This is a genomic window from Microbacterium paulum (assembly GCF_015707995.1).
GTDB classification, from domain to species: domain Bacteria; phylum Actinomycetota; class Actinomycetes; order Actinomycetales; family Microbacteriaceae; genus Microbacterium; species Microbacterium paulum.
The window spans coordinates 26,216-52,350 of record NZ_JAAGRY010000017.1; the positions used below are offsets into that span (position 1 = coordinate 26,216).

Annotated in this window: 24 protein-coding genes; 6 read left to right on the top strand and 18 right to left on the bottom strand. The window is 64.7% G+C overall.

The genetic code is table 11. The annotated features are described in order from the left end of the window. Positions 1-15: 15 nt before the first annotated feature. The 8 genes from G3N18_RS05930 to G3N18_RS05965 all read right to left on the bottom strand — a co-directional run bounded on the left by G3N18_RS05930 (position 16) and on the right by G3N18_RS05965 (position 7,299). The gene (locus tag G3N18_RS05930; protein WP_196383405.1) at positions 16-1,491 is read right to left on the bottom strand and encodes a hypothetical protein; all 1,476 of its coding nucleotides are present in this window, start codon (positions 1,489-1,491) and stop codon (positions 16-18) included. Positions 1,492-1,581: 90 nt separating this feature from the next. After that, positions 1,582-1,857: a hypothetical protein gene (locus G3N18_RS05935; protein ID WP_196383406.1), complete on the bottom strand. Its 276-nt coding sequence runs from the start codon at positions 1,855-1,857 to the stop codon at positions 1,582-1,584. Between the two features lie 4 nt (positions 1,858-1,861). Beyond that, the gene (locus G3N18_RS05940) at positions 1,862-2,152 is read right to left on the bottom strand and encodes a hypothetical protein (RefSeq protein WP_196383408.1); all 291 of its coding nucleotides are present in this window, start codon (positions 2,150-2,152) and stop codon (positions 1,862-1,864) included. Positions 2,153-2,689: 537 nt separating this feature from the next. After that, positions 2,690-3,898, bottom strand: a complete 1,209-nt coding sequence (locus tag G3N18_RS05945; RefSeq protein WP_196383410.1) for a sensor histidine kinase — start codon at positions 3,896-3,898, stop codon at positions 2,690-2,692. Positions 3,899-3,909: 11 nt separating this feature from the next. Next, a complete protein-coding gene (locus G3N18_RS05950) occupies positions 3,910-4,578 on the bottom strand; it encodes a response regulator transcription factor (RefSeq protein ID WP_196383411.1) in 669 nt (222 codons plus the stop codon). 32 nt (positions 4,579-4,610) lie between these two features. Then, the gene (locus G3N18_RS05955; RefSeq protein WP_196383412.1) at positions 4,611-5,363 is read right to left on the bottom strand and encodes an FAD:protein FMN transferase; all 753 of its coding nucleotides are present in this window, start codon (positions 5,361-5,363) and stop codon (positions 4,611-4,613) included. A gap of 8 nt (positions 5,364-5,371) precedes the next feature. Next, the gene (locus G3N18_RS05960) at positions 5,372-5,908 is read right to left on the bottom strand and encodes an FMN-binding protein (RefSeq protein ID WP_183150337.1); all 537 of its coding nucleotides are present in this window, start codon (positions 5,906-5,908) and stop codon (positions 5,372-5,374) included. Then, positions 5,905-7,299 (bottom strand): ferredoxin reductase family protein, encoded by a 1,395-nt coding sequence (locus G3N18_RS05965; protein ID WP_338038312.1) that lies wholly within the window; start codon positions 7,297-7,299, stop codon positions 5,905-5,907. Before G3N18_RS05965 ends, G3N18_RS05960 begins: the two co-directional genes overlap by 4 nt. A gap of 169 nt (positions 7,300-7,468) precedes the next feature. Between G3N18_RS05965 and G3N18_RS05970 the strand changes: the two genes are divergently transcribed. The 3 genes from G3N18_RS05970 (at position 7,469) to G3N18_RS05980 (ending at position 9,773) form a co-directional block, all read left to right on the top strand. Then, a complete protein-coding gene (locus G3N18_RS05970; protein WP_183150338.1) occupies positions 7,469-8,203 on the top strand; it encodes a VIT1/CCC1 transporter family protein in 735 nt (244 codons plus the stop codon). A gap of 103 nt (positions 8,204-8,306) precedes the next feature. Then, on the top strand, positions 8,307-8,843 hold the full coding sequence (locus tag G3N18_RS05975; protein WP_183150339.1) for a DUF2231 domain-containing protein: 537 nt from the start codon (positions 8,307-8,309) through the stop codon (positions 8,841-8,843). A 348-nt stretch (positions 8,844-9,191) separates the two neighbouring features. Further along, positions 9,192-9,773, top strand: a complete 582-nt coding sequence (locus G3N18_RS05980) for a recombinase family protein (RefSeq protein ID WP_196383413.1) — start codon at positions 9,192-9,194, stop codon at positions 9,771-9,773. A 195-nt stretch (positions 9,774-9,968) separates the two neighbouring features. On the opposite strand, the gene G3N18_RS05985 is transcribed toward G3N18_RS05980, so the two are convergent. Beyond that, positions 9,969-11,030, bottom strand: a complete 1,062-nt coding sequence (locus G3N18_RS05985) for a YeiH family protein (RefSeq protein ID WP_196383414.1) — start codon at positions 11,028-11,030, stop codon at positions 9,969-9,971. 87 nt (positions 11,031-11,117) lie between these two features. Between G3N18_RS05985 and G3N18_RS05990 the strand changes: the two genes are divergently transcribed. Continuing rightward, positions 11,118-12,023 (top strand): LysR family transcriptional regulator, encoded by a 906-nt coding sequence (locus G3N18_RS05990; RefSeq protein WP_016996892.1) that lies wholly within the window; start codon positions 11,118-11,120, stop codon positions 12,021-12,023. Positions 12,024-12,064: 41 nt separating this feature from the next. On the opposite strand, the gene G3N18_RS05995 is transcribed toward G3N18_RS05990, so the two are convergent. The 5 genes from G3N18_RS05995 to G3N18_RS06015 all read right to left on the bottom strand — a co-directional run bounded on the left by G3N18_RS05995 (position 12,065) and on the right by G3N18_RS06015 (position 16,123). Beyond that, a complete protein-coding gene (locus G3N18_RS05995) occupies positions 12,065-12,598 on the bottom strand; it encodes a signal peptidase II (protein WP_141880416.1) in 534 nt (177 codons plus the stop codon). Then, positions 12,595-13,203 carry a cadmium resistance transporter gene (locus G3N18_RS06000; protein WP_141880415.1) on the bottom strand — a complete coding sequence of 203 codons (609 nt, stop codon included), beginning with the start codon at positions 13,201-13,203 and terminating at the stop codon, positions 12,595-12,597. The genes G3N18_RS05995 and G3N18_RS06000 overlap by 4 nt, the downstream gene beginning before the upstream one ends. Next, the gene (locus tag G3N18_RS06005) at positions 13,203-15,128 is read right to left on the bottom strand and encodes a heavy metal translocating P-type ATPase (protein WP_338038315.1); all 1,926 of its coding nucleotides are present in this window, start codon (positions 15,126-15,128) and stop codon (positions 13,203-13,205) included. The genes G3N18_RS06000 and G3N18_RS06005 overlap by 1 nt, the downstream gene beginning before the upstream one ends. Beyond that, the gene (cmtR, locus tag G3N18_RS06010) at positions 15,125-15,484 is read right to left on the bottom strand and encodes a Cd(II)/Pb(II)-sensing metalloregulatory transcriptional regulator CmtR (RefSeq protein ID WP_036275916.1); all 360 of its coding nucleotides are present in this window, start codon (positions 15,482-15,484) and stop codon (positions 15,125-15,127) included. The genes G3N18_RS06005 and cmtR overlap by 4 nt, the downstream gene beginning before the upstream one ends. A gap of 279 nt (positions 15,485-15,763) precedes the next feature. Beyond that, entirely contained in the window at positions 15,764-16,123 is a 360-nt protein-coding gene (locus G3N18_RS06015) for a MerR family transcriptional regulator (protein ID WP_196383415.1), read from the bottom strand. Positions 16,124-16,199: 76 nt separating this feature from the next. On the opposite strand from G3N18_RS06015, the gene G3N18_RS06020 reads away from it, so the two are divergent. Together G3N18_RS06020 and G3N18_RS06025 are read left to right on the top strand one after the other, a co-directional pair. Beyond that, on the top strand, positions 16,200-17,330 hold the full coding sequence (locus G3N18_RS06020) for an MFS transporter (protein ID WP_196383416.1): 1,131 nt from the start codon (positions 16,200-16,202) through the stop codon (positions 17,328-17,330). A 156-nt stretch (positions 17,331-17,486) separates the two neighbouring features. Then, a complete protein-coding gene (locus G3N18_RS06025) occupies positions 17,487-18,134 on the top strand; it encodes a LysE family translocator (protein WP_196383417.1) in 648 nt (215 codons plus the stop codon). A 344-nt stretch (positions 18,135-18,478) separates the two neighbouring features. Here G3N18_RS06025 and G3N18_RS06030 read toward each other — a convergent pair whose 3' ends face one another. The 4 genes from G3N18_RS06030 to G3N18_RS06045 form a co-directional block, all read right to left on the bottom strand. Continuing rightward, complete coding sequence (locus tag G3N18_RS06030; RefSeq protein ID WP_141386903.1) at positions 18,479-22,360, bottom strand: hypothetical protein; 3,882 nt, start codon at positions 22,358-22,360, stop codon at positions 18,479-18,481. Positions 22,361-23,150: 790 nt separating this feature from the next. Then, a complete protein-coding gene (locus tag G3N18_RS06035) occupies positions 23,151-23,642 on the bottom strand; it encodes a hypothetical protein (protein WP_196383418.1) in 492 nt (163 codons plus the stop codon). After that, positions 23,639-24,478 carry a hypothetical protein gene (locus G3N18_RS06040; RefSeq protein WP_196383419.1) on the bottom strand — a complete coding sequence of 280 codons (840 nt, stop codon included), beginning with the start codon at positions 24,476-24,478 and terminating at the stop codon, positions 23,639-23,641. The genes G3N18_RS06035 and G3N18_RS06040 overlap by 4 nt, the downstream gene beginning before the upstream one ends. Before the next feature lie 107 nt (positions 24,479-24,585). Further along, a complete protein-coding gene (locus G3N18_RS06045) occupies positions 24,586-25,992 on the bottom strand; it encodes a hypothetical protein (RefSeq protein WP_196383420.1) in 1,407 nt (468 codons plus the stop codon). Positions 25,993-26,135: the final 143 nt, after the last annotated feature.

Below are 26,135 nucleotides of genomic sequence, written 5' to 3' on the forward strand. Positions count from 1 at the left end.
CCCCAAACGGGCAGGTCAGGCCGGTTCTGATTTGGCTTTCTTCGAGCGCACGCCGTTGGGTCGGATCACATATCCGCCTTCACCGATCGTCGTGGCGGTGAGACTTATGCTCCCGCCATCACTGATCAGCGCGCCTGAGAGGTTCACATGCCCGCGGTCATCGATCGTCGCAGCGCCGAGATCCACGATCCCGTCGTGAGTAATCTTCGCCGCCGACAGATCCACGATCCCGCCGTCACTGATCACGGCCTCGCCGAGGTTCACGCTTCCACCGTCGCGAATCTTCGCGTTTCTGAGAATCACTCCTCTGTCGGCACTGATCTTTGAGGCCATGAGGTCCACCGTCCCGCCGTCGCTGATCTCCGCACCCTTGAGATCCACACTCGCGCCGTGGCGAATCGACGCGTTTCTGATGATCACGCTCCCGTAGTTCGTAATTTTGGCGTTCACGAGCAGCACGAGCGCGCGGGTGAGCGTCACGTTCATCAGCGTCAACATTCCGTGGTTACTGACATCCGCTGCAGTCATGTCCACGCCCCCGGCTCCGCTGATGCGCGCGTCCATCAGAGACACGCGACCGCGGTTGCTGATCCGCACTGCACCAAGATCTACGGTCCCTCCCGGGGCGATCCGCGCGGCAGTTAGGTCGATGACCCCGCCAAGATCGACCCTTGCTCGCAGAAGCTCGACGTGGAAGTCGATGTGCGCGCGGGCGAGGTTGATCGGGCGGTCATGCCAGTTGGGGGCGGCTTCCCACTGGATATGGTTGCGGATGACGGTGTAGCCGGCCTGCTTAACGGAAACTTCCTGCGGCGTTGTGCGCTGAGCGTCGTAGTAGTCCTCCGGCTCTAGGTAGTGAGCCTCTTCCGCGTCGAGGGGGGAGAGCATGTCGTCTGAGCGGGGCGCGCGGAGATAGCTGGTGAGAACCTCGATGCACACCTGGACCTCGTCAGTGTTGCCGAATGCGTCCCAGTCGTCAGCGAGGGCACCGAGAGCGAACAGCGCAGCCTGTCGGTTCACGGGGGCGGGGTCACTGAGGAGCTTCACGGTCGTCACGAACCGCTCCCGCAACACCCTTTCGGTCTCGATACGTCGCTGGCGATCGACTTCGCTGAGTCGTGCCTGCTCGCGCTTCTGATCATCGAGGAGGCGTTGACGATCGCGCTCGGCCGCGTCGATTTCCTGGCGGTGCCGGGAGAGGCTGAGCCCAACGGTCACCACCGCAATCACCCCACCAAGCGCGAGGAGCACGAGGTTACCCGCGGCACCCAGGAGTTTCCCCTGCTCCTCTGGGGTCTGCCCCGGCACCCAGTTGTTCAGCAGGGCACCGGGAGCATAGAGGACGACAGGGATCGCGACGAGCACGTAGGACACGACGCCGACCGCGACACGCTGCCCGTAAGTGCGACGCTTCCACCAGGACGGCCTTGCCGCCGGCGGTATCGTCTTCAGGATCTGCGCGTCGTCCTGTGCGTCATGCTCTGGCTCCACAGCCCAATTGTGAGGCATCCCGCCCCCACCGGTCCCCCGGCTGAACCTGGATCGATCATTTGTCGTCCGTCCGGTCGCTCTTCGCGTCAGCTAGTCGGCGTCGAGTACGCCAGGCGCACCGAGTGCTTTGGCTCCGCGGTCCCACTCCTGGATACGCGAGGTCAGCTTCTTGCTGAGTTCGTGAGCCGTCGTGGTGTGCAGGTAGTGCCGTACCCCGTGGATCGTCACGACAAGGCACTCATCGTCTTCAATGCCGGTGAGATCCACGTCTACGTGCCCGTCGGGCCAGTTCTTCGGCACTTCGGGTTCGTGAGTGACCGAGACGATGTTGCTGCGCTCGCGTTTGATCCTGCTGGCCTTGCCCACGCGATCAGCCCTCTCCGCGCTCGGGTGCGGCGTCCAGCTGTTCCGCAATCTCGCGGAACGCTTTGGCGAGCTGATGGTGCTCGCTGCTCCCCTGGAGTTGGATGGTGAAGTCTCGCTGCGAGTCGCTGTCACGATCCTCAGTGCCAAGCCAGATCGATCCGGCTTCGACGTCAAAGCGGATCGAGGAGTGCCCAGAGTTCCCGTCGATCGGGGACAGGTGCGTCACGGTCGCACTGAGAGCAGCGAAGTCGCGATAGGTGAAGGTGTTGATGATGGGCATGCCGGATTCAGTCATGCCCCGAGAGTAGTGCGGCTCAGCAGGGTGGCGTCTGGTGGGTGGCCGCCGTGCGTCGCTGAGCATGCCGGCGCGTCTTACACCTGAGCCGCTTCGTCATGCCGGAACCGAGACGACCGAAACCGTCCGCCGAAACGCAGTTCTGGCACAGCCTGTGGAGTTGATCGGTAAATGGCGGTGTTCTGTGATCGCTCATTGGCGTGGTCGGTCGCGAGACAGTCTCGCATCCCATGGGTTTCGAGGCACTTAGGTTATGAGACACCGGAACGCTCGAGGAGTGCCATGCGGGTGCCCGCAAGACGATCCTTCAACGGGCACTTGGTTCTGCCCAGCTCCGTTGATGCCCGTATGACCACCGTCTTACGGGCGGTCGGATCGACAAAAAGCATCGTGAAATACGGGACAACGGTCCTACGCCTTTGCTGCTCAGAAATATGGTCGGCCGTCATGCCGCCCTTTTCGTTCTCCGGTCAGATTCAGGTTTCGATCCGGGATGTCTGAAGGGACATAGTGTCGTCATCCGATAGCGGAGTGCAGCTATGCCGGTCCGAGCGGGAATATGCACGTTACGGATGCGCCGGTGCTCGGTTGTTCGATAGTGACTGTACCGCGGTGGCGCTGGACGATTTCCGCGACTATTGCCAATCCGAGTCCGTAGTGGCGTGTGGTGCTGTCGACGTTCCGGCTGCTGACGAAGCGGTCAAAGGCTGTCGACGCGACCTCTGATGAGAATCCCGGCCCGTCGTCCGTCACGCGTACGATTGCATTCCCGTTCGACGCCGAGACGGTGACCGTCACCGCGGTGCGGGCGTGGTCAAGCGCGTTGGTCGACAGGGCGATCACCAGGCGCAGCAGAGCGGCGCGCGACCCGGGGATGATGATGGGTTCCGGGTCGCCCGCGCGGGCGAGGGAGATGCCACGCCGTCCTGCGTCGTCGCGGAGAAGCCCGACCGCATTCTCGGCGACAGTCACGAGGTCAACCGGGGTCGGTTCGACCACGGTTCGCGGGTCGGCGGCGATCAGGAGGTCTTCGAGAATCTCGGTGAGCGTCCGGGTATCGGTGACGATCTCGTCGACGGAGGCGGTGACGTCTGCGGGGAGCTCATCGCCGCCTCGGCGTTTCAATAATTGCGCCCGCGTGCTCAACAGGGTCAGTGGTGTGCGGAGTTCGTGGCTGGCGTCGGCGACGAAGCGGCGCTGCAGGGCGAGCGCCTCGGCCAGGGGGCTGATGGCGCGGCGGGCCATCAGGTAGGCGGTGGCGAAGGCGAGCATGGCCGCGACGAGCCCGCCAGCGATCAGCGCGGTCGCGAGCCGGCCCAGCTCTTCGGAGCTCTCGTGCAGGTCGAGCGCGACCTGGACGAACCGGTCGTGGCTGCGGTCCCCGGTGGCCGAGGTGGTGAGGAGGAGGTAGTCGCGCCCGTCGACAGAGCGCTGCTCCTGCACGTCTTCGCCGCCGGCCGCTACCGACTGGATGGCCGCGGTGTCGAGCAATCCCTCCGGTAGGTCATCGGAGGAGATGAGTTGGCCCCCGGTGCGCGTGTCGACCAGGGAGAGGTAGGTGCCGCTCGGCGCATCCTGGGGCGAGTCGAGCCGAGTGGCCGCGACAAGTGCCCGCTGGTTCGATTCGGTCACGCTCGTGCTGACGATCAGGTAGACGAGCGTGCCGACGATCGCCAGGATGATTAACAGGAGGGCAGTGAATTGTGCGGTGAGCCGCAGCGACGCGCCTCTCAGGTCGTCGCCCATGCGCAGCGCTCTCACGGCAGCGGCCCGAGCCGGTACCCGATACCGCGAACCGTCTTGACGCTGTCGCGGCCGAGCTTCTTTCGCAGGTAGTGCACGTAGGTATCGACCACGCCGGGGTCGTCGGCGTCGGGGAACACGCTCGCGAGCAGGCTGTTCCGTTCGAACACCTGGTTCGGCCGGCGGGCGAGCCGTTCGAGAAGCTGCGACTCGCGCTCTGAGAGGGTCACGTTCTCGCCCTCTCGCGTCGTCACGGTACGACTCGCCGTATCGAGCGACCCGCTCACTAGTGCCAGAACCGGCACTGTGCTGCTGTGTCGGCGGAGTAGGGCGCGGATGCGGGCGAGCAGCTCGTCGATGTCGAAGGGTTTGGCGAGGTAGTCCTCCGCGCCCCGGTCGAGGCCCTCTACGCGGTCGGCCGGGTTGCCGAGCGCCGAGAGCACGAGGGCTGGGGTCAGGATGCCGCGGCTCCGGAGACGGGTCAGCACGTCCAGCCCCTCCATCACCGGCAGCCCCCGGTCGAGCACGAGGGCATCGAACTCGTGCGTCAGGCCTTCGTGCAGGGCGCGCTGGCCGTCTCGGGCGAGCACGGTGTCGTAGCCCTCGGCTGCGAGCAGCTGCTCGAGCATCTGTGCCAGGCGCGCGTCGTCTTCGACGAGCAGAATACGTGCGCGCTCCGGCATGCTCGAAGTATAGGGAGAAGAGGGCGCGATGGTCATGCCGGCGTGAGCCCCTGGGCGCTATGCAGCCCTGGTGTCGCAGTGAGGTGCCCCGCGTAGTCGACGGTGATCGCCTCGATGTCGAAGCGGTTGAGCAGGTCCGGGCAGCGCTCGGGCCCGCCCGCGACGAGGGCGGTGGCGAGCACATCCGCGGTGACGATGTCGCCGGCGAGCACGGTCACCTGTCGGTAGCGCTGCAGCGCGCGGGGGTCGCCGGTGCGCCAGATGTGCTCGCCCCGCTCGGCGGTGCCCGAGGTGGCCAGGGCGATGCGCCTGCCGACGAGCTCGACGGCGCAGAGCAGCGCGCCCCGGTCATCGGGGTCGACGACGCCGGCGCGCCAGGGCAGGCCTTCGAGAGTGCCCCGGGTGAGGATGTCGCCGCCGGTCACGAGCATCCAGTCGGCTTCGCCGGACGAGTCGAGAACCCGTGCCGCCGCTTCCATAGCCTTCGCCTTGACGGTGCCAGAGAGGTCGATCACGCCGTCGGGGCGGTGGGGTGTGAATGCGCCGTCGGTGCTGCGCGACCAGTCAAGGGCCTCAGCGTACGCCTCGCGCAGCTCAGCACCGGTCCGGGTCAACGGCAGCTCCCCGCGGGCCACTCGGCTGATCTCGGAGTCGGGCCGATAGAGACTGAACCGCTCGTCGAAGGCGCGGAACGCCCCCTCGACCCCGTCGAGAACGGATACTGGGGCGGTCGCGCCGGCGAAGCGCAGACTCACCGTCGTGCCCATTGTGTCGAACACGTGCATGCCCACGGTTAGAGTCCGGCCTGGTCGAGGGCCGACTGGAGCGAGCTGAGGTAGGCGTCGCTGGTGTAGGTGGCGCCCGAGACGCCCTGCACATTCGCCGACTGCGCCGCCAGTACCTCTTGGCGCAGCACCGGCGCGGCCCGGTTGCTGATCGACACCGAGCGCTGATCTTTGTCGGTGAGCTGTAGCGCGGTGACATCGGTGATGCTGCCGTTCGCGACGGTGACTTGCACCTGCACGGCGCCGAAACGGGTCTGCACGGAGGTGCCGGTGAACGTGCCCGACGCGCCGTCCGATGCCGGGGCTGCGGCACTCTCGCTGCCGTTGGTGGCGGTTGGGGTGGGCGCCGGGGTGGCTGCCGCGGATGGCGTTGATCCGCCGCGCGGAGTCGCGGTCGTGGTGGGATCCGACGTCACGGAGCTGGCCGTCGTGGGGGCCGCCGCATCGGGAGCCGTCGAGGTCTGGCCCTGGGTGCCGAGCTGCCACCCCACGGTTAGCACGGCCGCCGACGACAGGATGCTGAGGGCCAGTGCGCGCGCCCTCACCAGTCGAACCTCTCGACGTGGATCTGGTCCTCGGGCAGCCCGGCCGCCCGGGCGTCGCGGATTACCAGATCGGCCCACGATTGCGGCCCGCACACGTAAAGGTCGGAGTTCAGCAGCTCAGGGAAAACCGTACCGATCGTGACCCCGTGGGCGAGTGACTCGGCTGACATCCAGGTGGCGAGGCCATGGGGTCGCGGGCCCATCATCGAGAAGACCGTATTGCCGCGCATGCTGCGGAGGGCGCCGACCTCGTTCCACAGGAAGCTCTGCGAGGGGTCGCTGCCGCGCAGCAGCACGGTGGCCTCGCCGGGGCGCAGCGTCGAGTGCTCGATCATCGAGCGGATCGGCGTGATGCCGATACCCGCCGCGACCACGGACAGCTTCGGGGCCACCCGGTGCGCCTCGGTGAACACGCCGTAGGGGCCCTCGATCGACACCCGGGTGCCGGGGCGCACACGGGAGATCGCCGCGCTGCCGCTGCCGAGGTCGCGCACAGTGAGGCGCGCCGACGACGCCGTAGGAACCGCCGAGAAGGAGATCGGATGGGCGTGCCACCAGGTGGTGCTCGTCCAGAACCGCCAGATCGCGTACTGCCCGCCTGTCGTCTGCAGGCTGTCAAGGTCCCGCCCGGTGAGGTGGATCGAGACGACGCCGGGGGCGACCTGCTCGACACCGGTGACCCGGATTCCGTGGCGGGCACTGCGCAGCGCGGGCACCGCGAAGCGGAACATGGCGATGGCGCCAAACGCAAGGACGTATAGCGCGATCCAATAGACCCGCTGCACGGTGCCGTCGGCGAGCACGCCGCCGGCGCTCAGCTGATGCGGCAGCGCCACGAACACGGCCGCGTAGCTCAGCAGGTGGATGAGGTGCCAGACCTCGTATGAGAAGCGCCGCCGCACCGCGACGACCGAGGTGACCACGACGGTGATGAGCAGTCCCAGCCCGAGGTAGGCGAGCGCCATGTCTGGGCCCTGGAACAGGCTGATGGTCTCGGTGACGACGTTCGACCCGTCGGCCATCGCGGAGCCGACGGTGAGCAGCGCACCGTGGGCGAGGATCAGGTACAGCGCGGGCTTGCCGAGCTGCCGGTGGAACGCCATCGCGGTGTCCTGCCCGACCACCCGGTCGATCGCCGGGATCCGAGCGGCGAGCACGAGCATCACCAGGATGAGATCGGTGCCGACCAGGCCGGTCACGATGCCCGCGGCGGTCAGTGCGGTACCGAGGTCGCTGACGGTGTTCAGGCCGCCGTAGGCGAGCCACAAGGTCACGGCGGCGGCGACCGATGCCCAGACGAGGGCGATCATCGCGTCGGCCGTGCGCATCCGTCGCCGGCCGCGGATGCGCCGGGTGCGGTCGACCGGGTCGATTGTGCGGCGGGTGCGCACGGGGACGGTGGGTGCCGTTCTGAGAGTGATCGTGTTCTCGATTCGGGTGAGTGTCTTCTACCCTCCCTACAATCGTCCTGAATTCTTCCAGATTTCTTAGCCGAAATTCCCCGGGTCGCTTAGCCTCACCAACGTTGAAGTGCCGGGACATCGGTGCTTGAGTGAGCGCATGTCGACCGATGGATACACCGAACCCCCGCTACACGCCAACGAACCTCACCGGGGAGGCATCGCGCAGCGCCTCAACTGGCTGCGCGCCGGCGTACTGGGGGCCAACGACGGTATCGTCTCGGTGGCGGCGATCGTCGTGGGCGTCGCCGGAGCCACGAGCTCGACCGGTCCCATCCTCACCGCGGGCGTGGCGGGCTTGGTCGGCGGCGCAATCTCGATGGCGCTCGGGGAGTATGTGTCAGTCAGCAGCCAGAGCGACAGCGAGAAGGCCCTCATCGCGAAAGAGCGCGCCGAGCTGCGCGACATGCCCGCCGAGGAGCTCGACGAGCTCACAGCCCTGTACCGAGCCAAGGGCCTGAGCGAGAGCACTGCTAGCCAGGTGGCCATTGAGCTCACCGAGCACGACGCCCTAGCGGCGCACCTCTCGATCGAACTCAACATCGACCAAGACGATGTGGTGAGCCCCTGGCATGCGGCGGCGTCGTCGGCGGCGGCTTTCACCATCGGGGCAATCCTGCCAATGCTCGCCATCCTGCTTCCCCCGGCGGACTGGCGCATCCCCGTGACCTTCGTCGCCGTTCTCCTGGCTCTCGCGGTCACCGGCACGCTGTCGGCTACAATCGGCGGCAGCTCACGGCTGCGGGCCACGCTGCGAGTCGTCATCGGAGGAGCGCTGGCACTCGCGGCGACCTACGGGGTGGGGGTGCTCCTAGGAGCATCCGGAGTCGTCTGACTCCTCGGCCGTGAGGTATCGACGGGGCGTGACGGGTAAGCCCCGTCCGCGGCTCATGGCCGCTTCAAAGAATTCTGGAAGAATTCTTGCCCAGCCTTGAATCATGTTCGACACATTCTTTGGGCTTCCCCTGCATCCGTTCATCGTGCACGCGACAGAGGTGATCGTTCCGCTTGCTGCGGTCCTCGTCGTCTTGACGGCAGTCTGGCCCCGATGCCGTCGGTGGGCGGGATATCTGCCGCTCGGCGCCTCGCTGGTCGCGCTCGTTCTCGTTCCCCTCTCAACACAATCGGGCGAGCGACTCGAGGCTCGTGTTGGTGAGAACGATCTCATCGAAACTCACGCCAACCTGGCCGACGGACTCTTACCCTGGGTCATCGGTCTCGTCGTCGTAGCGGCCGCGCTGCTGTGGTGGAACATCCGGGAGAAGCGCGCGCGGCTCACAGCATCCGAGGAGGTTAAACCGTCGGTAGCTTCACGGCCTGGCCCCCGGTGGGCGCCAATCGTGCTGCTCGTTCTCGCCCTAGTGGTCTCGGGAGGAACGACCGTGCAAGCCATTCTCATCGGCCACAGCGGCGCCGCGGCTGTCTGGACCGAAGACATGAGCACGCCGACATCGGGAGGCGATGAATCAGACTGAGGTACCACGGCCTCGGACACAGAAAACCCGTCAGAATTGGTGCCCGATAGACGGTCCCCTAACGGGCACTTCGCTTCCAATCGCGATGCCGCGTCCGCGTCGTTGCTGGGATGCACGTTTACCCCGCGCGATTTGAATGCCCACAAGGGCGCCCTATCTGCAACACGATCTAGTGTCTTATAACTCTAGGGTTGCGAGACGTCTCATCTGCCTGAGTGTTGAGGACTTCGGACACTGACATGGTTCGCGAGTTTCCCAGGCTCGGCGATTCTCACAACTATGTCTCACAAGTGATTGACAAGATACGAGTACACACCCTTAGTTGCGAGACACCTGGAGAACCCTGAAATGGCAAAGCTGATCGGCTACGCACGAGTGTCCACCCGTCAGCAGTCAACGGATCGCCAAGAAGTGGACCTTTTGGCTGCGGGGGTCCGCCGCGATGACCTGTACACCGATCACGGAGTATCCGGTGCCCGGGCCTCTCGCCCCGAGTTCGACCGTGCGATCGAAGCAGTCGAGACCGGGGACACTCTGGTCATCACGACACTGGATCGGCTGGGCCGATCGACACAGAACATGCTCGCCTTCGCAGACGAGCTCCGCGCTCGTGGCGCAGGATTGCGCGTGCTGAACCTTGGAGGCGGCGACGTCGACACGTCCACGCCGATGGGGTCGATGCTGTTCACCGTCATGGCAGCACTCGCGCAGATGGAACACCAAATCAAGCGTGAGCGCATCGTTGACTCGATCAGCAAACGACGCATCGCCGGCAAGGATCTCGGCGGACGCCGGCAACGAGTCACGGACAGCCAGATCCGCAACGCCCTCCACCTCGTACAAAGCGGCCAGCCAACAGCACAGGTCGCCCGCGACCTCGGAATGTCCCGCGCAACCTTCTACCGCCGGTCAAGAGCACTCACCGATTAGCACTCGACCGCAAAGTGTCGGTTTGTGCACACCAGTACAGATCGGGCGTTGTCCACAGTCCCCAGCACAATGCCCGGATTACTAGGGCCAGCTGTGCCGACGACTTCGGACAATGACAACCTGGTGGGCGACGTCGACGAGCCTGCCGTAAACGATCGTTTGCGGCGCGTAGTGACGCCCTGGTGCCGGCCATGTTCAGCCGGCGAGGGTGACTCCGCAATAGGCGATGGTGGCGACGAGGAGGGTGGAGAGCGCGGCGAGGGCGAAGGGCTTGAGGCCCACCTTGATGAGGTTCCGAATCTTGACGCCGCAGCCGAGTCCGAACATCGCTGCAGCCAGCAACCCTGTCTGCAGCAGCCCGCCGGTCGTCAGCACGAAGTCCGGCAGAGGGATAAAGGAACGCAGGAGCACCATGGCGATGAACCCGATGATGAACAGCGGGACGATGGGCGGCAGCTTCGAACTCGACCTCTGTTGACTGGGTTCGCCTGCCGTACGGCTGAGACGGCGCTGCCGGATGCTAAGGATGGCCACGACAGGGGCGAGCAGCAGCACTCGGGCGAGTTTGACGATGACCGCGACCGTGAGCGCTCCGCCACCGATGATGCCTCCAGCGGCGACGACTTGCGCGATTTCATGGATGGAACCCCCTGCCCACATCCCGGCCGTCTCGGAGCCCAGGCCAAGCAGGTCCGTGATCAGTGGGACGAGGGGAATCATCAGCGTTCCGAAGATCACCACGAGGGCGACCGCGGTGATGGTGTCTTCCTCGGCCTCGTCGTCCGGATCGGTGACCCCTGCCGCGCCCGCCACGGCTGCCGCGCCGCAGATGGAGAATCCGCAGGCGATTAGCAGCGAGAGCCCGGATGGAACCCGTAGCAGCTTCCCCAGGAGAACGGTGCCGAACAGTCCGCCGGCGACAATGCACACGATGACGACCAGCATCGGGGCTCCGAGTTCGAGGATGTCTGTCAGTACCAGTTGGAGTCCGAGGAAGACGATGCCGGCGCGCAGGAGCTTTTTCGCGGAGAAGTCTATGCCGTCGGAGGCTGCCGCTGGCAGCCGGACGACGTTGGCCAGGAGTACGCCAAGCACGATCGCGATAATGAGCGGGCTGACTCCCGGCAGCAGCAGGCTGACCCCGTACGATGCTCCGGCCGCGGCGAGGCAGAGGACAAGCCCGGGCAGCAGCGCGCGGACTCGGGCAAGCAGCGTGTGTTCCGGTCGGGCGGTCGCAACGTCCTGGGCATGGGTCATGCATCCATCATTTCCTCGGACCGCTCGTGCGAGTAGAGGCAGATACCGTCCGCCATACAAGTTATGCTTGTGCTTGGGAGGCGGAAGATGCGCAACGGGCCGGACTTGGAGGCACTGCGAGCCTTGGCGCTCGTCGTGAAGGAAAGCAGCATGTCGGCGGCAAGCACGCAGTTGGGCGTGAGTCAGCAGGCGGTGTCTCTGCGCATCCGGAAACTGGAAAAAGATTTGCGCGTGCGACTCCTGGTGCGTTCTGCACGGGGTTCGCGATTGACTCCGGCGGGCGAGCTGATTGTCGGCTGGGGAACAACGCTGCTGACGGCGGCCGATGAGTTCTCGGATGCTGTCGATTCGCTCCGCACGGATCGCGGGAAGATGATGCGCATCGCCGCGAGCCTCACGATCGCAGAACACCTCCTACCGGAATGGATCGCCCGGTGGCGCATCTCTCACGGCGATGACGGCCCGGTCGTTCAGCTCACAGCCGCCAACAGCAGCACGGTCGTCGAGGCCATACGCGAGGGAACCGCAGACCTCGGGCTCATCGAGACCCCTGTCGTTCCCGCCGGCCTCCGGTCAGTCACTGTTGCTTACGACACCATCGAAGTCGTTGTGCAGCACGGTCACCGGTGGGCGAAGACCCGCCAGGTGTCCGTTCGTGAACTGGCGGCCACTGGGTTGGTGCTCCGCGAGACCGGCAGCGGCACCCGACGAGCGCTCGAGAACGCCCTCGCCGTGGCGGGCTTTCCACTCGCAGCCGAGCCCGCAGCCGTGCTGACGACCACGCTCGGCGTTCGCAGCGCGATTATGGCCGGCATCGCCCCCGGCGCGCTGAGCTCCCTCGCAGTGTCCGAGGACACCCGTGCCGGCCGACTCGTCCGAGTTCGGATCAACAATCTCCAGATCACCCGCCCGCTCACCGCCATCTGGGCGGGGACGGCTCCGCCGCCTCATGTACGGGACTTCCTGGATGTCATCGCCCGAACTGACCGGTAACGATCGATTTCGGCGCGGTCTGTCGCCGTGAAGCATCGGGGTCAGTCTTTGGACTCATCACCGCCCCGGATCATAAGGAACCCTCCGGCGATCGCGGCAGCGAAGATCACGATGTCGGCAATGTTCCCGATGAACCAGTTCCCGTAGGCGAGGAAGTCAACGACGTGCCCCTGGGCGAATCCCGGATCCCGGAAGAGGCGGTCGCCTGCATGTGAGGCGGCAGCTCCACCGAGCGCGCCGACGATGACCGCCCACCCCAGGCGGCGAATCCGGAACGCGAACACGATCGCTGTGACGGTGGCTGCGACAGCGAGCAACGCGAACACCCAGGTGAAGCCCTCCCCGAACGAGAATGCCGCACCGGGGTTGTACGCGAGTTGCAGGCCAAGCAGGTCACCGATCAGCGGGATGCGCTCGCGCTCGGTGAGGGTCGCTTCGGCCCACGCTTTCGTCCCCTGATCGATCAGAACGACGACCAGCGCGATCAGGAGCGCTCCGCCGGTGAGCTGCCAACGCCGCGCGGACGGCAGCTGTCGCGCAACAGACGGCTGAGATTCTGCCTCGGACGATGTCATGCGAGGACCTCGATCAAGCGGACGATGACGCCGGATTCGATCAGGATGAACAGCCCAAGACCGATGAACACGGCCGGTACGAGCCAGTGCTCGACGCGCTCCAGTCCCTCGGTGACGGCCTTGTTGGTGCCGATCAGCCGCCCGGCGGCGCACCATACGGCGACGAGGATGAGGAACACGACGATCATGACGGCGACGTCGCCTGGCGTGCTGGTGCGGAAGATCGGCGTGTACAGGGAGATGTTGTCCGCACCGTTGGCGATCGTGATTCCCGCGACCCCCCATAGTCCGACCGCGGTGATCTTCGAGTCGTCATCATCGTCATCGCTGTTACGGCGCAGGCCGCGAATGAGCGTCCAGATGCCGATGCCGAGCGGGATCAGGCCGAGGAAGCCGACCCATTCGTCCGGGACGATGGTGAGGCCGAGCGCAGCGATCACACTGATTACGACGAGGGTGATGAAGCCGAGGTATTGACCTGCAACGATCTGCCATGGCCGGGGTTTTCCTCGGCTGGAGGCGAGGAACAGCACGGTGAGGACGACAATGTCGTCGATGTTGGTCGCGGCGAACAGGCCGATCGCTGACCCGATGGTGGCGAGCATCAGCTGGCCACCCGTGGTGTGCGGGTGCGGGCGGCACGTAGGCCGTTGAGGATCACGATGACCTCTGCGACCTCGTGCACCATGACGACGGCCGCGAGCCCAAGCACCCCGAAGAGTGCGAGCGGAAGCAGTGCGGTGATGATCAGCAGCGACAGGATGATGTTCTGGTTGATGATCCGGCGGCCCCGGCGGGCGTGGTCAAACGCCCGTGGGATGAGGCGGAGATCGTGACCGGTGAAGGCCACATCCGCGGATTCGATCGCCGCATCGGAGCCCGTGGCGCCCATAGCGATACCGACGTCCGCACCAGCAAGGGCTGGGGCATCGTTGATGCCGTCGCCGATCATTGCGACCGGCCCCGCCTTCGACAGCTCTCGAATCGCGGTCGCCTTGTCCTCAGGGCGCAGCTCGGCGCGCACGTCACTGATCCCGGCCTGCGCAGCCAGCGCATGAGCCGTGCGGGCGTTGTCGCCGGTGAGCATCGTCACACCAACGCCCTGACCTGTGAGTGTCCGGACGACCTCGGGGACTTCAGTGCGCAACTCGTCACGAACGCCGATCGCGGCGACCGGTGACCCGTCACAGTGGACGATCACGACGGTCATGCCCTGCTCCTCGAGAGCTACGACCCGGTTGCCGAGCTCGCCAGCGTCAAGCCAACGAGGACTTCCGACAGTGATTTTCGATCCGTCCGCGGTGCCGTCAATGCCATGGCCGGCCTGCTCGGTCACGTCTGCAGCTGCCGGAGTGCCCGGAGCGGCGGCGGTGATCGCGGCGGCGAGAGGATGCGTGCTGTGCTGCTCCAACGCGGCCGCCCAGGCCAGCGCCTGAGCCTCCGTCACACCATTGGTGGTGAGCACGGCGGTGACGGCGGGCTCGTTGCGGGTAAGGGTGCCGGTCTTGTCGACGGCGACGTGACGTACTGTGCCGAAGCGCTCGAAGACAGCGCCAGACTTGATGATCACGCCGAACTTACTTGCCGCACCGATCGCGGCGACGACCGTCAGCGGCACCGAAATTGCCAGTGCACACGGAGACGCCGCGACCAGCACAACGAGCGCGCGGGTTATCCATACCTCTGGATCTCCCAGCAGCGACCCGATGATCGCGACGAGCGCTGCGAGGATCAGCACACCGGGCACGAGCGGGCGGGCGATCTTGTCCGCGAGACGTGCACGCTCGCCCTTCTCGGTCTGCGCCTTCTCGACCAGCTCCACGATCGTGGTGAGCGAGTTGTCGGTGCCCGCAGCGGTCGTTTCGACCTCCAGCGCGCCGGCGCTGTTGATCGCACCGGCCGACACCGCATCGCCGGGCTCGACCTCGACGGGGATCGACTCCCCGGTGATCGCCGAGGTGTCCAGGCTGGAGCGGCCAGAACGGACGATCCCGTCGGTTGCGATCCGCTCGCCGGGACGGACCACCATGACCTGGCCGACCGTCAGCTCTCTCGCGGGCACCTGCGCAGAGACGCCGTTCTGCAGCACGGTCGCTGTCTCCGGCACGAGCTTCAGCAGCGCCCTCAGCCCGCCCCGGGCACGGTCCATCGCTTTGTCCTCGAGCGCCTCAGCAATCGAGTACAAGAACGCCAGAGCCGCAGCCTCCTCCACGTAGCCGAGGATGACCGCGCCGATCGCGCTGATCGTCATCAGCAGCCCGATACCGAGCTTGCCCTTGAACAGTTTCCGGATCGCGCCGGGCGTGAACGTCGACGCACCGAGGAGCAGACCGGCCCAGAACAACACCAGCGCCGGGATCTCGAGGCCGGACCATTCAAGGATCAGACCGGCCAGGAATGCGACACCGGAGAAGACCGGCACCATGATCCCACGGTCCCTCCACCAGGGCCGCACAACCTCTTCGGTCTCATCCTCCGCCGCAGTGGCAGGCTTGGCAGGCTCGTGCTCGCAGCCACACGCCGCGCTCACGCGTCCGCCCCCGTCCCACAGCAGCCAGCCACCGTGCACGCAGAGTCCACGCACGGCGCGTGCTCATCGACCGCCAGCGTCACGTCCACGAGCGCGACGAGCGCAGCCGTAAGATGCGGGTCGGCGATCTCGTAACGAGTCTGGCGACCCTCCGGCTCGGCAACGACAATCCCGCAGTCACGCAGGCAGGTGAGATGGTTCGACACGTTCGAACGCGTCAGCTCCAGCTCACGAGAGAGCACAGCCGGGTAGCTCGGTCCACCGAGCAGAGACATTAGGATTCGGGAACGCGTGGGATCGGCCATGGCCCGGCCGAGCCGGTTCATGACATCGAGGCGTGAGGAAATAGTCAGCACACACTGAACTATACAGTGATTGATGACCTATTGGAACGGCTTCACCCCAGGCGACATCTCTGGGGCCTGGGTGTAAGTACATCCGGCTCACACCCCACCGAATACGCCTACCGAAACCCGCTTACGGCGCACGTTTCTGGCATTCGATCTGGTGTGCCTTCACTCACCGCGCCGCAAACGATCGTTTTCGGCAGACCCTGACAGGGCACTGCGAGAAGAACCAACGCGGCGATATAGACACCCAGGTATCTGCCGCACCCGCCCGGCAACGTGCCGGCGTTAGGTGCTGGCGTAGGTTTCGCGGAGGAATTGGGTCAGCGCTGCGCGGCTGGTGGTGAGGCAGGCGATCTTGGTGTCGAGGTCGTCGATCTGCTCGGTGACCATGCGGGCGAGGATGTCGTCACAGGTGCTCGACCACTCCGATTGGCCGCTTTGACGGTCGAGGACAATCTTGATGAATCGCGTCGGGACACCGGAGCGAGAAAGATCGCGAATCGAGACGACCTGGTTCAGGTCGGATTCGGTGTAGTCGCGGTATCCGTTGGGGTGTCGTCCAGGTTGCAGGAGCCCCTGGGCTTCGTAGTAGCGCAGCATCCTGGGCGCCACCGCACTGCGCCGAGATATCTCACCGATCCGCATCCGCTTACTCCTCGTACCCGGGTCCTGTGGTGTTGGACTTGACCTTGACAGTGATGTCAATCTTTACCGTAGTCCTATGAGCACTCGATCGACGCCGCCACCCCTGCCCGTCAGCGCCCGTCCGCAGCGGGCCTGGCCGATTCTGGCGGTGTTGACCGCGGCGACGCTGCTGACGGTGACGGTAGAGATGTTGCCATCCTGGCTCTTGCCGGTGATGAGCGCCGATCTGGGCGTCTCGGAATCAGCGATTGGGTTGCTGGTGAGCGCCTGGGCGCTCACCATCGCGGTCGTGGGGATTCCACTCGTGCGACTCACGATCCGGTTACCCCGCACGCCACTGCTGGCAGCGTGTCTGATCGTGATCGCGGCAGCGAACCTGCTCACCGCGACTGCCTCTGGCCTCTCGCTCGCACTTACCGGCCGTATCCTCGCCGCGACGGCGCACGGCCTCTTCTGGGCACTCGTCGTTTCCTACGTCGCCTCCGTCATCCCTGCCGAGCGGCTCGGACGGGCACTGGCGATCGTCCTGGCTGGGCCCACGCTCGCCGGCCTTGCCGGCCTACCGGTGGCGGCGGCTCTGGCCGATGTGGTGGGGTGGCGGGCCATCTTCACCGGCCTATCTGTGGTTCTTGTCCTGATCGCCGGGGTGCTCTGGCTCATCCTGCCACAGGTGCCGTCAACGTTGCCTGCGGGTGGCGGCGCGTGGGATCGCAGCGCTTCCCGAGTGATTGCGGTAGCGATCGCGGGCGGGCTGGTGTTGGTCGGGCACTTCGCTGTATTCACCTACCTCACAGCCCTAGTCACCCAGTTGGGCGGGCTACCCGGGGCCGCGATCCCCTTGATGCTGCTGGTGTTCGGCGTGAGCGGGGCAGTAGGTATCGCCGGATCCGGTTTCGCGTCCGACCGATACCCGCGCAGTGCGATCGTCGCCGCGGCAACTCTGGTGACGGTTGGTCTCGCCGTGCTCGCTCTGAGCTCAGGGCAACCGGTCGTGTTCATCACCGGAGTTGCGATCGGGGGAATCGCGGTCGGCGCGTTTCCCCCGATCCTGCAAACCCGGGTGATGCGCGTATCCACGACTGCTTTCCGGCCTCTCGCCGGAAGCATCGTCGTCACCGTCCTCAACCTCGGCGTCGCAGCCGGAGCCACCCTCGGCGGCCTTCTGCTGATGCGCCCCCTAAACACCCCGCATGAAGGTGCCCGCTAGGTTGCCGATTCCTCCCGGAGACGGAGCCGCACCACCCGGGGTACACCCGCTCGAGAAGTGGGGTGCGCTGTCGCCTGCGGCAGCGAATGGGAGACTTGTCGGAGTTCGGCATCGAGGGGGATGCTCACCGCAACCCACCCCACGAAAGAAGCGTGCATGATCTCGCTATCCGCCGCCCTCGGTATCGCGCTCATCGAGCTTGGGCTCGCCCTCACCCCCGGCCCGAACATGATGTACCTCGTCTCGCGCAGCATCAGCCAGGGATGGCGCGCCGGGATGATGTCGCTGTCCGGCACGGCGGTGGGCTTCGTCGTGTACATGGTGATGGCCAACCTCGGGTTGGCGGCAGTGTTCCTCGTCGTTCCGTGGTTATTCATCGCCCTGAAGGTCGCAGGCGCCGTCTACCTGCTCTGGCTCGCCTACAAGACGCTCCGCCCGGGCGGGAAGTCGCTGTTCGAGACCAACGATCTTCCGCGTGACTCGTTCGGCAAGCTCTTCCGCATGGGACTCCTGACGAACCTCCTCAACCCGAAGGTCGCGATCCTCTACCTCGCGCTCATCCCGCAGTTCATCGACCCCGCCGCCGGCAGCATCGTCGCACAGGGATTCCAGCTCGGCGCGATCCAGATCCTCGTCGGCGTCGCCGTCAACGGCGCGATCATCATCGCGGCCGGATCAGTCGCCACCTTCCTACAACGCAAGCCGGCCTGGATGCGATGGCAGAAGTGGGTCACCGGCACACTTCTCGGCGCAATCGGCGTGAAGCTCGCGATCGATGCGCCCGCTCCCGCGGTCGCGCCGTAGCCGACCGGAGAACTTCGTGTCACGTTGCCCACAAAGACGCTCAAGGATCTAACGGCCGCGATCAGCAGCGATCCTCGCCGCGCGCGCGTACGACTTCCTCCCGATCCACGACACCGTTGTGAGACGCCGCGACAACACTCGTGAGAATCCGACAACATTCGTGAGAAACTGTCCGATCTCATGAAAGTTGACAGAGAATGAGACGAAATCGGTGCGATATTCCGGGACTGACAGTTCCTAGGTGACAATCACCTCGTCTCACGAAACCTGTCACTGACGGTCGCCCCGTGCTCCAATGTGCCTGCGCTCGCGGTCGTCGGGCGTCAGCGCAGCATCAAGAAGCGTCATTCAGCGAGCGCCTCGGCCACCTCCAGATCTATGTCGGCCTGTACCGCCAGACTCGCGTACATGCTGAGCTGTCTCGCGATCGGGGTTTGCTGACCCCGAAGGAGCGCTACAAATTGAGCCGAGAACATCTCGTCTACGTCCCCTTCTGCTTCGCTGGCTACCTGTACGGCCAAGGAGTCGAGAAAGGCAGCAATGTCCTGAGTGATCCGATCGCGGTAAGCGCCGAGGGCCGCGCGAGCAGCGTGCAACTCCCGTTCCGCAGACAAACGCGTTTCGGCAAGCAGAGCGGTCGGCCGAGAGCGCTCTAGGAGGACGAGCCCAGACAACACAGCGAGCGCATGCTGTCCCACACCGAACGCCTCGGCCCTCGGCGTCTCCCACGCCTCCGGAAACTCTCCGCCCCAACCAGTGAGTGGTTCGACGATCGGGAACGCAGACCCTATGATCTGCCAGCCGTACGAGTCGATTCGACGTCCTGCTATCTCCGGGAAGACTACCAATGCGGGACGGTAGGCCTCTCTCATCTCCGCGGGAGTGAGAGCCGCGAGCGTTCTCTCCAGCACGAGGAGCCAGTCGACAACGTTCTCCGCCTTGACCGCGATCGCGTACTGCCGTGGCGGCCAGCCGTCACGAACGCCCCGGACGATCCGTGAGTAAGAATCAGCCTGCCGGCCGAATTCCCGGAGAACCGCGAGTCTCTCCTGCTGACCGCGCTCGGCACGCCGCAACGCGTTCCGAGTTGACAGGTCTTTCGCGCGAGACAAGGCCTGCTGCGAGTCGCCAGACCGTGCGGCTCGCCGAATGTCCTGCGGTGTCGTCCCCCCTGACCCAACCTCCTGGAGCACGGTCGCAAGCTGCTGGAGCTCTTGCTCGACGACGTCAAGCAGCCCGTCGGGATCAGCACCCACCATCTCCCACCGCTCTTGCCGTGCCTTGCCCACTGCATCCACGAGGGTGTCACTGATATGCGCCGCGAGCACTACATACCCTGAAGCGTCGGCCAGCCGAGCTGGGATGTCCACCGCGATCGCGGAAAGCAGAGTCTGGAGGCTATCCGCTGAAACGGAGCTTTCAGCGGCAATCGGCTCGCGAAACACCGGGACCAGGCGACGCGCAAGCGCGTCAAGTTCAACGCGAGAGGTGTGAATGGCAGACATGACAGAAGGACGATTCTCACCACGGAGCCACACACGGATAGTCCTTGGGAGGAGCGACGCGGCGATGGCGATTCCTGTTAGCGCGATCTCCGCACGATCAGTCGCTGTTAGGTCGTGCAAGCGAGCCGCGGCAAACCCAGCGGTCTGGCGATGGCCACTCACAGACGACCGCGAGTGAAGATACTGCCGACGAAGCGTCGACACACCCATCGAATGACCTGCGACCTCATACGGCGATCCGTCCGCCCAAATGGTGGTGATGTCTGCATGCACGACGCTCGGGTTGAGTGCGATCCCTAACCGAGCAAGTTCCTTGGCGTTTCTGTCAGCGTCGCCCTGCACTCGATCGGAAATGTGAAGGATCTGGCCACGGAAAACTGCACCCTCAGGACCGTCAACGATTCCCACCGTCGTCGCCCAGGGGAATCGCTCGAGGATGCGCTGTTGCGCGCCGTCAGCACCCCCCGCGGCCTCGAGCAGTAGTTCCGCGACTTCCGGAGCGAACGTGGCCGCTGCTAGCAAGAGCTCAGCCAACTCGTCCAGATCTGGCTCAACTTCGAGTGATCTGACGGGACGGCCTTCTTCGCGCATCCGCCCCAGTGTTTGCACCAGGTCGCTGGCGATCGCCGGCGCGAGGCTTCGAGAGTGTTCGAGGGCCTGGTTCACGCTGGCCGAATCTGGCAAGTCGAGTATCACTTCGCCGAGTCGTCGCACACCCACTCGTTGCACAGCCTTGTCCAAAAACTCGAACGGCTCGCGCACTGCGGCGCGCAACTCTGCAATCGCCGCTGAGACGTTTTCCGGGAACGGCAAACTCGCTAGGTCCGAATCGATCAGCGCTAATTGGATCGCGAAGAGTTTTGACGGCGGTTGCACATCGTGTCGATCGAGCACTTCGACCCACAGCCCGGATCGGGCGCTCAGATCGACGAACTTCACGGCGCGAAGCCCTTCAAGAACATCTGCGTTATCGCCTGACTGCATCCTGACGATAAGCGCCTCTACGGCCGCCGGTAAGGCACCCGGGAGATCTTGCGAGATTCCTGCCAACAGCGCCGGTAAGGCAGGAGCGGGAAGCATGGATACGAGCTTCACTGTCGTCATGCTGGCGGTCGGTGGCGGCAGCTCATGGAGAACCTCAGAGAGGAATCGTGATCTCACCGGATGTAGTCCTTGCACCGACTCACTCATGACTTGGACGAGGTGTTCCTCGTTCAGCCGCGTCAGGGCGCTTCGCAGGCTTCCTGATCCGTTCTCAAACTCCGACAGTTCCGAGATAGGCACTGAGATCGCCCATCTACCTGCGGTTGCGATCAGGGCGAGGATCTGGAGCTCGGTCTCTTGCTGTGCCCGCACGCGAGAGAGCACTTGGTCTCGCAGGACGTCTCGGAGCCGACGGCCACGCGTGAGCATGTAAGTGAACTCCATCGTCAGCCCGTCCGCTTCGACGTACGCTTCACGCCAATGCGCGTATGAGGTCAACCCGCGTTGCCGAAGATTCTCGTGCAGCGATTCGGCGACTTCCTCCGTGAGGGCAACTTCCACGATCGTGCACGCGGCCCGATCTTGTACGCTGACGAGGTCCTCGTTGCGAACCGTCCCGAGGAGCATGACGCCTTCGAAATCACTGGCAGCCTGGTTGATTGCGTCCCAACCGACAAGCTCCCCCGTCCCCACGCCGTCCACGACCAAACCGATCTGGTTTCGGCGGCTCGGTATACGCGCGGTGAGGAGATCTCTGATTGCCTGGATGGCATCGGCCGAGAGGCGAGTCACTCGATACCAGGTGACGTCGCGGCGCGTGTAGACCGTCGACCAGAGGGCGGTTGATTTTCCGACTCCGGAAGGACCGGTCAATAGGACGGAAACGCCCGAGTTCAGGCTTTCGATTGCCTGCGCGGCGATATCCGGCATCGGCGCTGGCAACCCAGATGCGATGTGTGAAGGCCGGGCTGCGGTGCCCAAGTAGTAGTCGTTCGCCGCCGCGTCGCTCGAGAACTGAACGGGAACACAGATGCCATCCAGGAGTGCCCGCTCCAGGGCATCCCGGTCAAGGAGAATTAGCACTTCTTCGATTCGCTTCGAGATCGAGCTCACGTTCACGAACGCCGCGTTGTCCGGATCAGGAGCTGCCGCGTTTTGATCCGCCGCGGTTGCTATGTCGATCCGCAGCAGGCGCTCAATAAGTTCTGCCGCACCGCGTACCGCCCCGGAGGCGGATGTAATCGCATCCACCGCGGCGGATTGCGCATCCTGCCAATCCAAAGTGATCAAGGTCGTCAGCTGTAGGAGGGTTCGGGCATGATCCAAGCCCAGTCTCTCCGTCACACCTTCCACGAGCGGGTGAGTCAGAGGCAGGTCTGCCAGGACTGCGGCATGCCCGTCGAAGACCTCCCCGGAGACGCTTCGCTCTTGGATGAGCATCAAGCGACCTGAAGCAATGCCTTCTGCTTCGCGGGCCAGGTGCTTGGCCCACATCTCCTCAAGAAATCCGAGAGTCTCGCCGACTGAGAATGCGCCTCGCTTCTCCTGTCGACTCTTCACCTGCACGAACGTCAGCTCGGGCCCGTCGATATGTAGATCTTCGAATCCCTCCGGGACGATGCGTTGCGCATCCAGTTCGCCCGCGATCAGCCGACCGCTGAGCCACGCACCAACCGCGTCCTGATAGTGAAAACCTCGCCCCGCTACCGCCCCAGACCGACTCCAAACGTTGAGCATCCCCTGCCTCCTCTGCTCATGAATCTAACGACTGACTCAGAGTTCGTCGACGCCAGAAGATGGCTATCGTGGGATCTCATCCTCTTGAAGAAGGGCCACGACTTAGCCATCGAGAAGTCGGCTCGGCGGGCGCCACCATCCCGCACAACTGATGTGTGACTGTCGGGCCAGCGTCGCGCATGTCGCTCCCAGCGCGATAGAAGCGTCGTCTGCACTCGTCGACGAGGCTGTCCTCGGTAGGTGACTCCGTCCTAACTGGCGGATCAGCGCGCGACTTCGATTCACGCAAACTATTTCGTCAAAAAACATCGGGTCCGGGTCATCGTCACCCGGGAGAATCGCGTGGGCTCACCGTGACGAACCGCTTCGCTCGATGCACCGTAATGTCCCGGTCCGACAACGTCAAAGTCGGAGTCGCCGGGCCGAAAGAACGGCGCCACAGCTCCGGGTCAGCCCGGTCGTCCGCAGGCGGCGGGTCAGAGCGAACATCATCGGCACCCGCGAGTGCAGCGAGGCAGCGTCGAAACTCGTCCGCGCAAACTTCCAGCACATCCCGCATCTGCCAGCCGCGACTCCCCGCGAGGATGGTCCGTGCACGCTCTGAGCCCCCGGTATCGCACACCAAAACGTGAGCCGCAACCCGATATCGGCGCCTCACCGCTTCGGAACACTGGTCACTCGAAGCTTGCGTGACGTCGTCGACCTGCTCAGAAACGCGGCGTAGCGCCGGAACGACGCCCGACCGCCTTGGCACGACGCGCGAGCACCTGAGCAACCCAAAGCGAAGTTCTCAAGTCTGGCCGGCCCTGCGGTCACGGTCGGGGTCCAGGTTCGCCTGGATGGCGGTTTCGATGGCCTTCCCCAGCGCCGTGTGCGTGCTCTTGATCCACGTCGTGACGGCTCCGGCGTCGTCGTCGCTCGTTCCGAGGAACTGGAGCAGCTTGGGGTTGTCGTACGCCTTCTGGTAGTGGAAAACCTGATTGCGGAAGACACGCAGATGCTCCACGTGCCCCTCCTGTGTGAGCAGGGTGTCGACATCGTGGTCCGATAGTCTCGCTTCGCGCCACCCCTCAATGACGACATACATCGTCGCGTACCAGAGGCTCATGGCGATCGTGTTGTCCATCATCGCTGCGAAGCCGCGCTCGTGGGGCGGGGTGGCGCCCTCGATGCGCTTCATGAACACGTCCCGCAGGAAGTCCGCGTTGAGCCAGTACTTGTGCAGGGACATCAATCGGAAGAACTGCTCGGCACCCGCGCTGCGCGGTTCGGCGTCGGTCATGCGTCACCGCCCTGAGGATTCGAGCCAAGGTCTTCGAGCGCCCGCCAGTTCTGGCCGTCCCAGAGCCAGCCGCGGCCAGACCGTTCGTGCGCGACCCACAGCTGCGTGATCGCCGCATCGAGCTGCGGCGCCACCGAGGGCAGGCCGAACCCGCTGTCGCCGTCGGCATTCCATGAGGGCGCTTCATGACTCAGAGCGCGTTCGATCGCGAAAGGTGTCGCACCGTCGATCCAAACGAACAGGTGCCGCTGCTCGGCACCGGAAGTGCTGAGCTTCTTCGCGTTGTCGTCCTTCAGAGCGAGCAGATCGCAGAGCAGCACGACTGACTCATCGCTGCCGGATGCGCTGCCTCCGCCGCCCACGCTTACGAACACGCGGTGCACGTGCTCAGGATCCGTGTCGCGAGGGTGCTGCGATGCGTGCTCGACATTCATGCGCAGGAGCTTCCTGAACAGCTCAGCGTGCTCTCGACCCTCGAGGACCGAGAGCCCTGCCCGTTGGTCGGTGAAGGAACCCAGCCCCGCCGTCTCGAGTTCGGCGATTAGCGGTTGCACCCGCTGTCGATAGGTCTTGAGTCCCGGGGTCGTCTCGGCAGTGAAGACCAGCCAGCAGGCTTCCAGCGGCGGACCTGAGACTTGTCGCTTGTCCGACTCACTCCAAGCGCGCAGCCCCTTACGCACATCCTCATCAGTGACCCGCGTCACTTCAAGGGCGATGGTGCCGCCAGGAGACAAATAGTCGACGCCACCGTTCTTATCGGCGTGGTCGAGCGTGACGCCCAGCACTTTCTCGACGACCTTCTTCGCGCGGCGCTCGTTCGGTCTCTCCTGGTTCACAGGTTCATGCAATCGCACCGGTGACGTGGGCAGCAGTAGGCGCGCCAGGTCGCGATGGCCAAGGCGAACAGACTGCTTCGCTTGCGGTCGTGATCGGTCGCGGGTGTCTACCCCAGCCAGTCACTGACGCTGTCCACGACCCACTTCAAAGCATTGTCGTAGACGGACTTTTCGATCCGCGCAGCGTTGCGCAGGAGGAAATTCTTCAAGGCCTGGCGAGCACGAAGCCGCGCAGGCTGAGGTGCGCCGGGATCAGCGAGCTCCCGCGCGCTGGTCTCCAAGACCTCAGCGGAGTCGTCGCCGAACTGACGGACGAGCTGGATCAGCTCCGCCGCCGGCGTACCCACCGTGACCGGGCCGTTCACGTTCTGGGCGACGATGCCTTCGACCCGTTGGATGATCTGAACGTTGACCGTTGGGGACGGTCCATCTTGACCAGCCGCCAAGCTCCTCGTCTCCGGGCTCGCTGCGAACGGCGAGGCGGGGACCAGTTGGCTCACCAGGTCTCCGAGCTCTGCCGTAGAGAGGTCAGGCAGCTCGTCGATGAGTTCCGATTCGAGCTGCTGCTGGATCTCGAGGATCATGCGTTCCCTGGTGTGCTTCGTGTCGACGAGAACCCTGCGTGCGGCCTTGGCGTACTTCGACACCAGACCGCCCGCTCGATCGGGCGTGACGCCCAGATGGAGAAGCATCTGCTCCGCGGTCGCGGAGTCTTCGATGATATTCAGAAACTGAGCGAACTCCTGGAGCTCGTCACTCACCACGTCAGCGTTCATGCCCGGCTCACCGAAGAACTCGATGACACGGCCGCTCGGGGTGCGATAGCCGGACTGCCTGACAGTCTGCTCCTTCACCGAACCCAACCAGTCATGGAAGAGCTCCAGCACCTTGGCGAGCTCGTCCTCGTACAGCCGACCGGCCGGGACGTAGATCCGGAACAGGAGATTGTTCAGGGTGTCCTCGACGAACGCAGTCGCGAAGATGGACGCCTCAGCGTTGCGTTTGTAGGTGGTGAGAGTCAGACCGTGCGGCTCGAGCCGCCGCTGGGCGGCTTCACGGACCTCCTTCGGCAGGGTCCCGAAGTACTCGCGGGCGATGTCGTCGTTCCACTCATCCCCGTCGAGGTCCATCAACCAATCGTCTTCGTCTACTTCGTCGTCCTCGTCAGGGCTCGCACCTTCGGGAGTCGCCAGTTCGAGTTCCGGATCGCGCGGGGTCACGACCTCCTCGTGGACGAGCAGCAGGTACGGCTTGGTCGCGAGCTCGCGGAACAGAACGTCTGTGGCGTGCGCGTAGGCGTCGCTCGCGATGCGTTGGAAGTCCTTCCCCGTCAGCTTCATAATGACGCCGGTGAGATCGCTTCGCTTGACAATCTCGGCGATGTTTACCCAGTTTCCTGGCTTGGAGTTCAGAGACTTCAGGACGTACTCGCCGCCGGAGGTGTTGATCTTGCTCGTCACCGACTCGGTCATGATCCTGCCGACACCGAGATAGAAGCCTGAGTTTCTAGTCACGCTGTCATTGTGCCAGCCAGCCAGCCAGCGGGGAGCTTGTCAAGTTGTGTGTGTAAGTGGGCCTTGCCTCGGGGTGTTAGAGGTAGCGGTTGATGCGCTCGGGGTAGACGATCGAGAGTTGCTCGAGGGCTTTCATCCAGTTC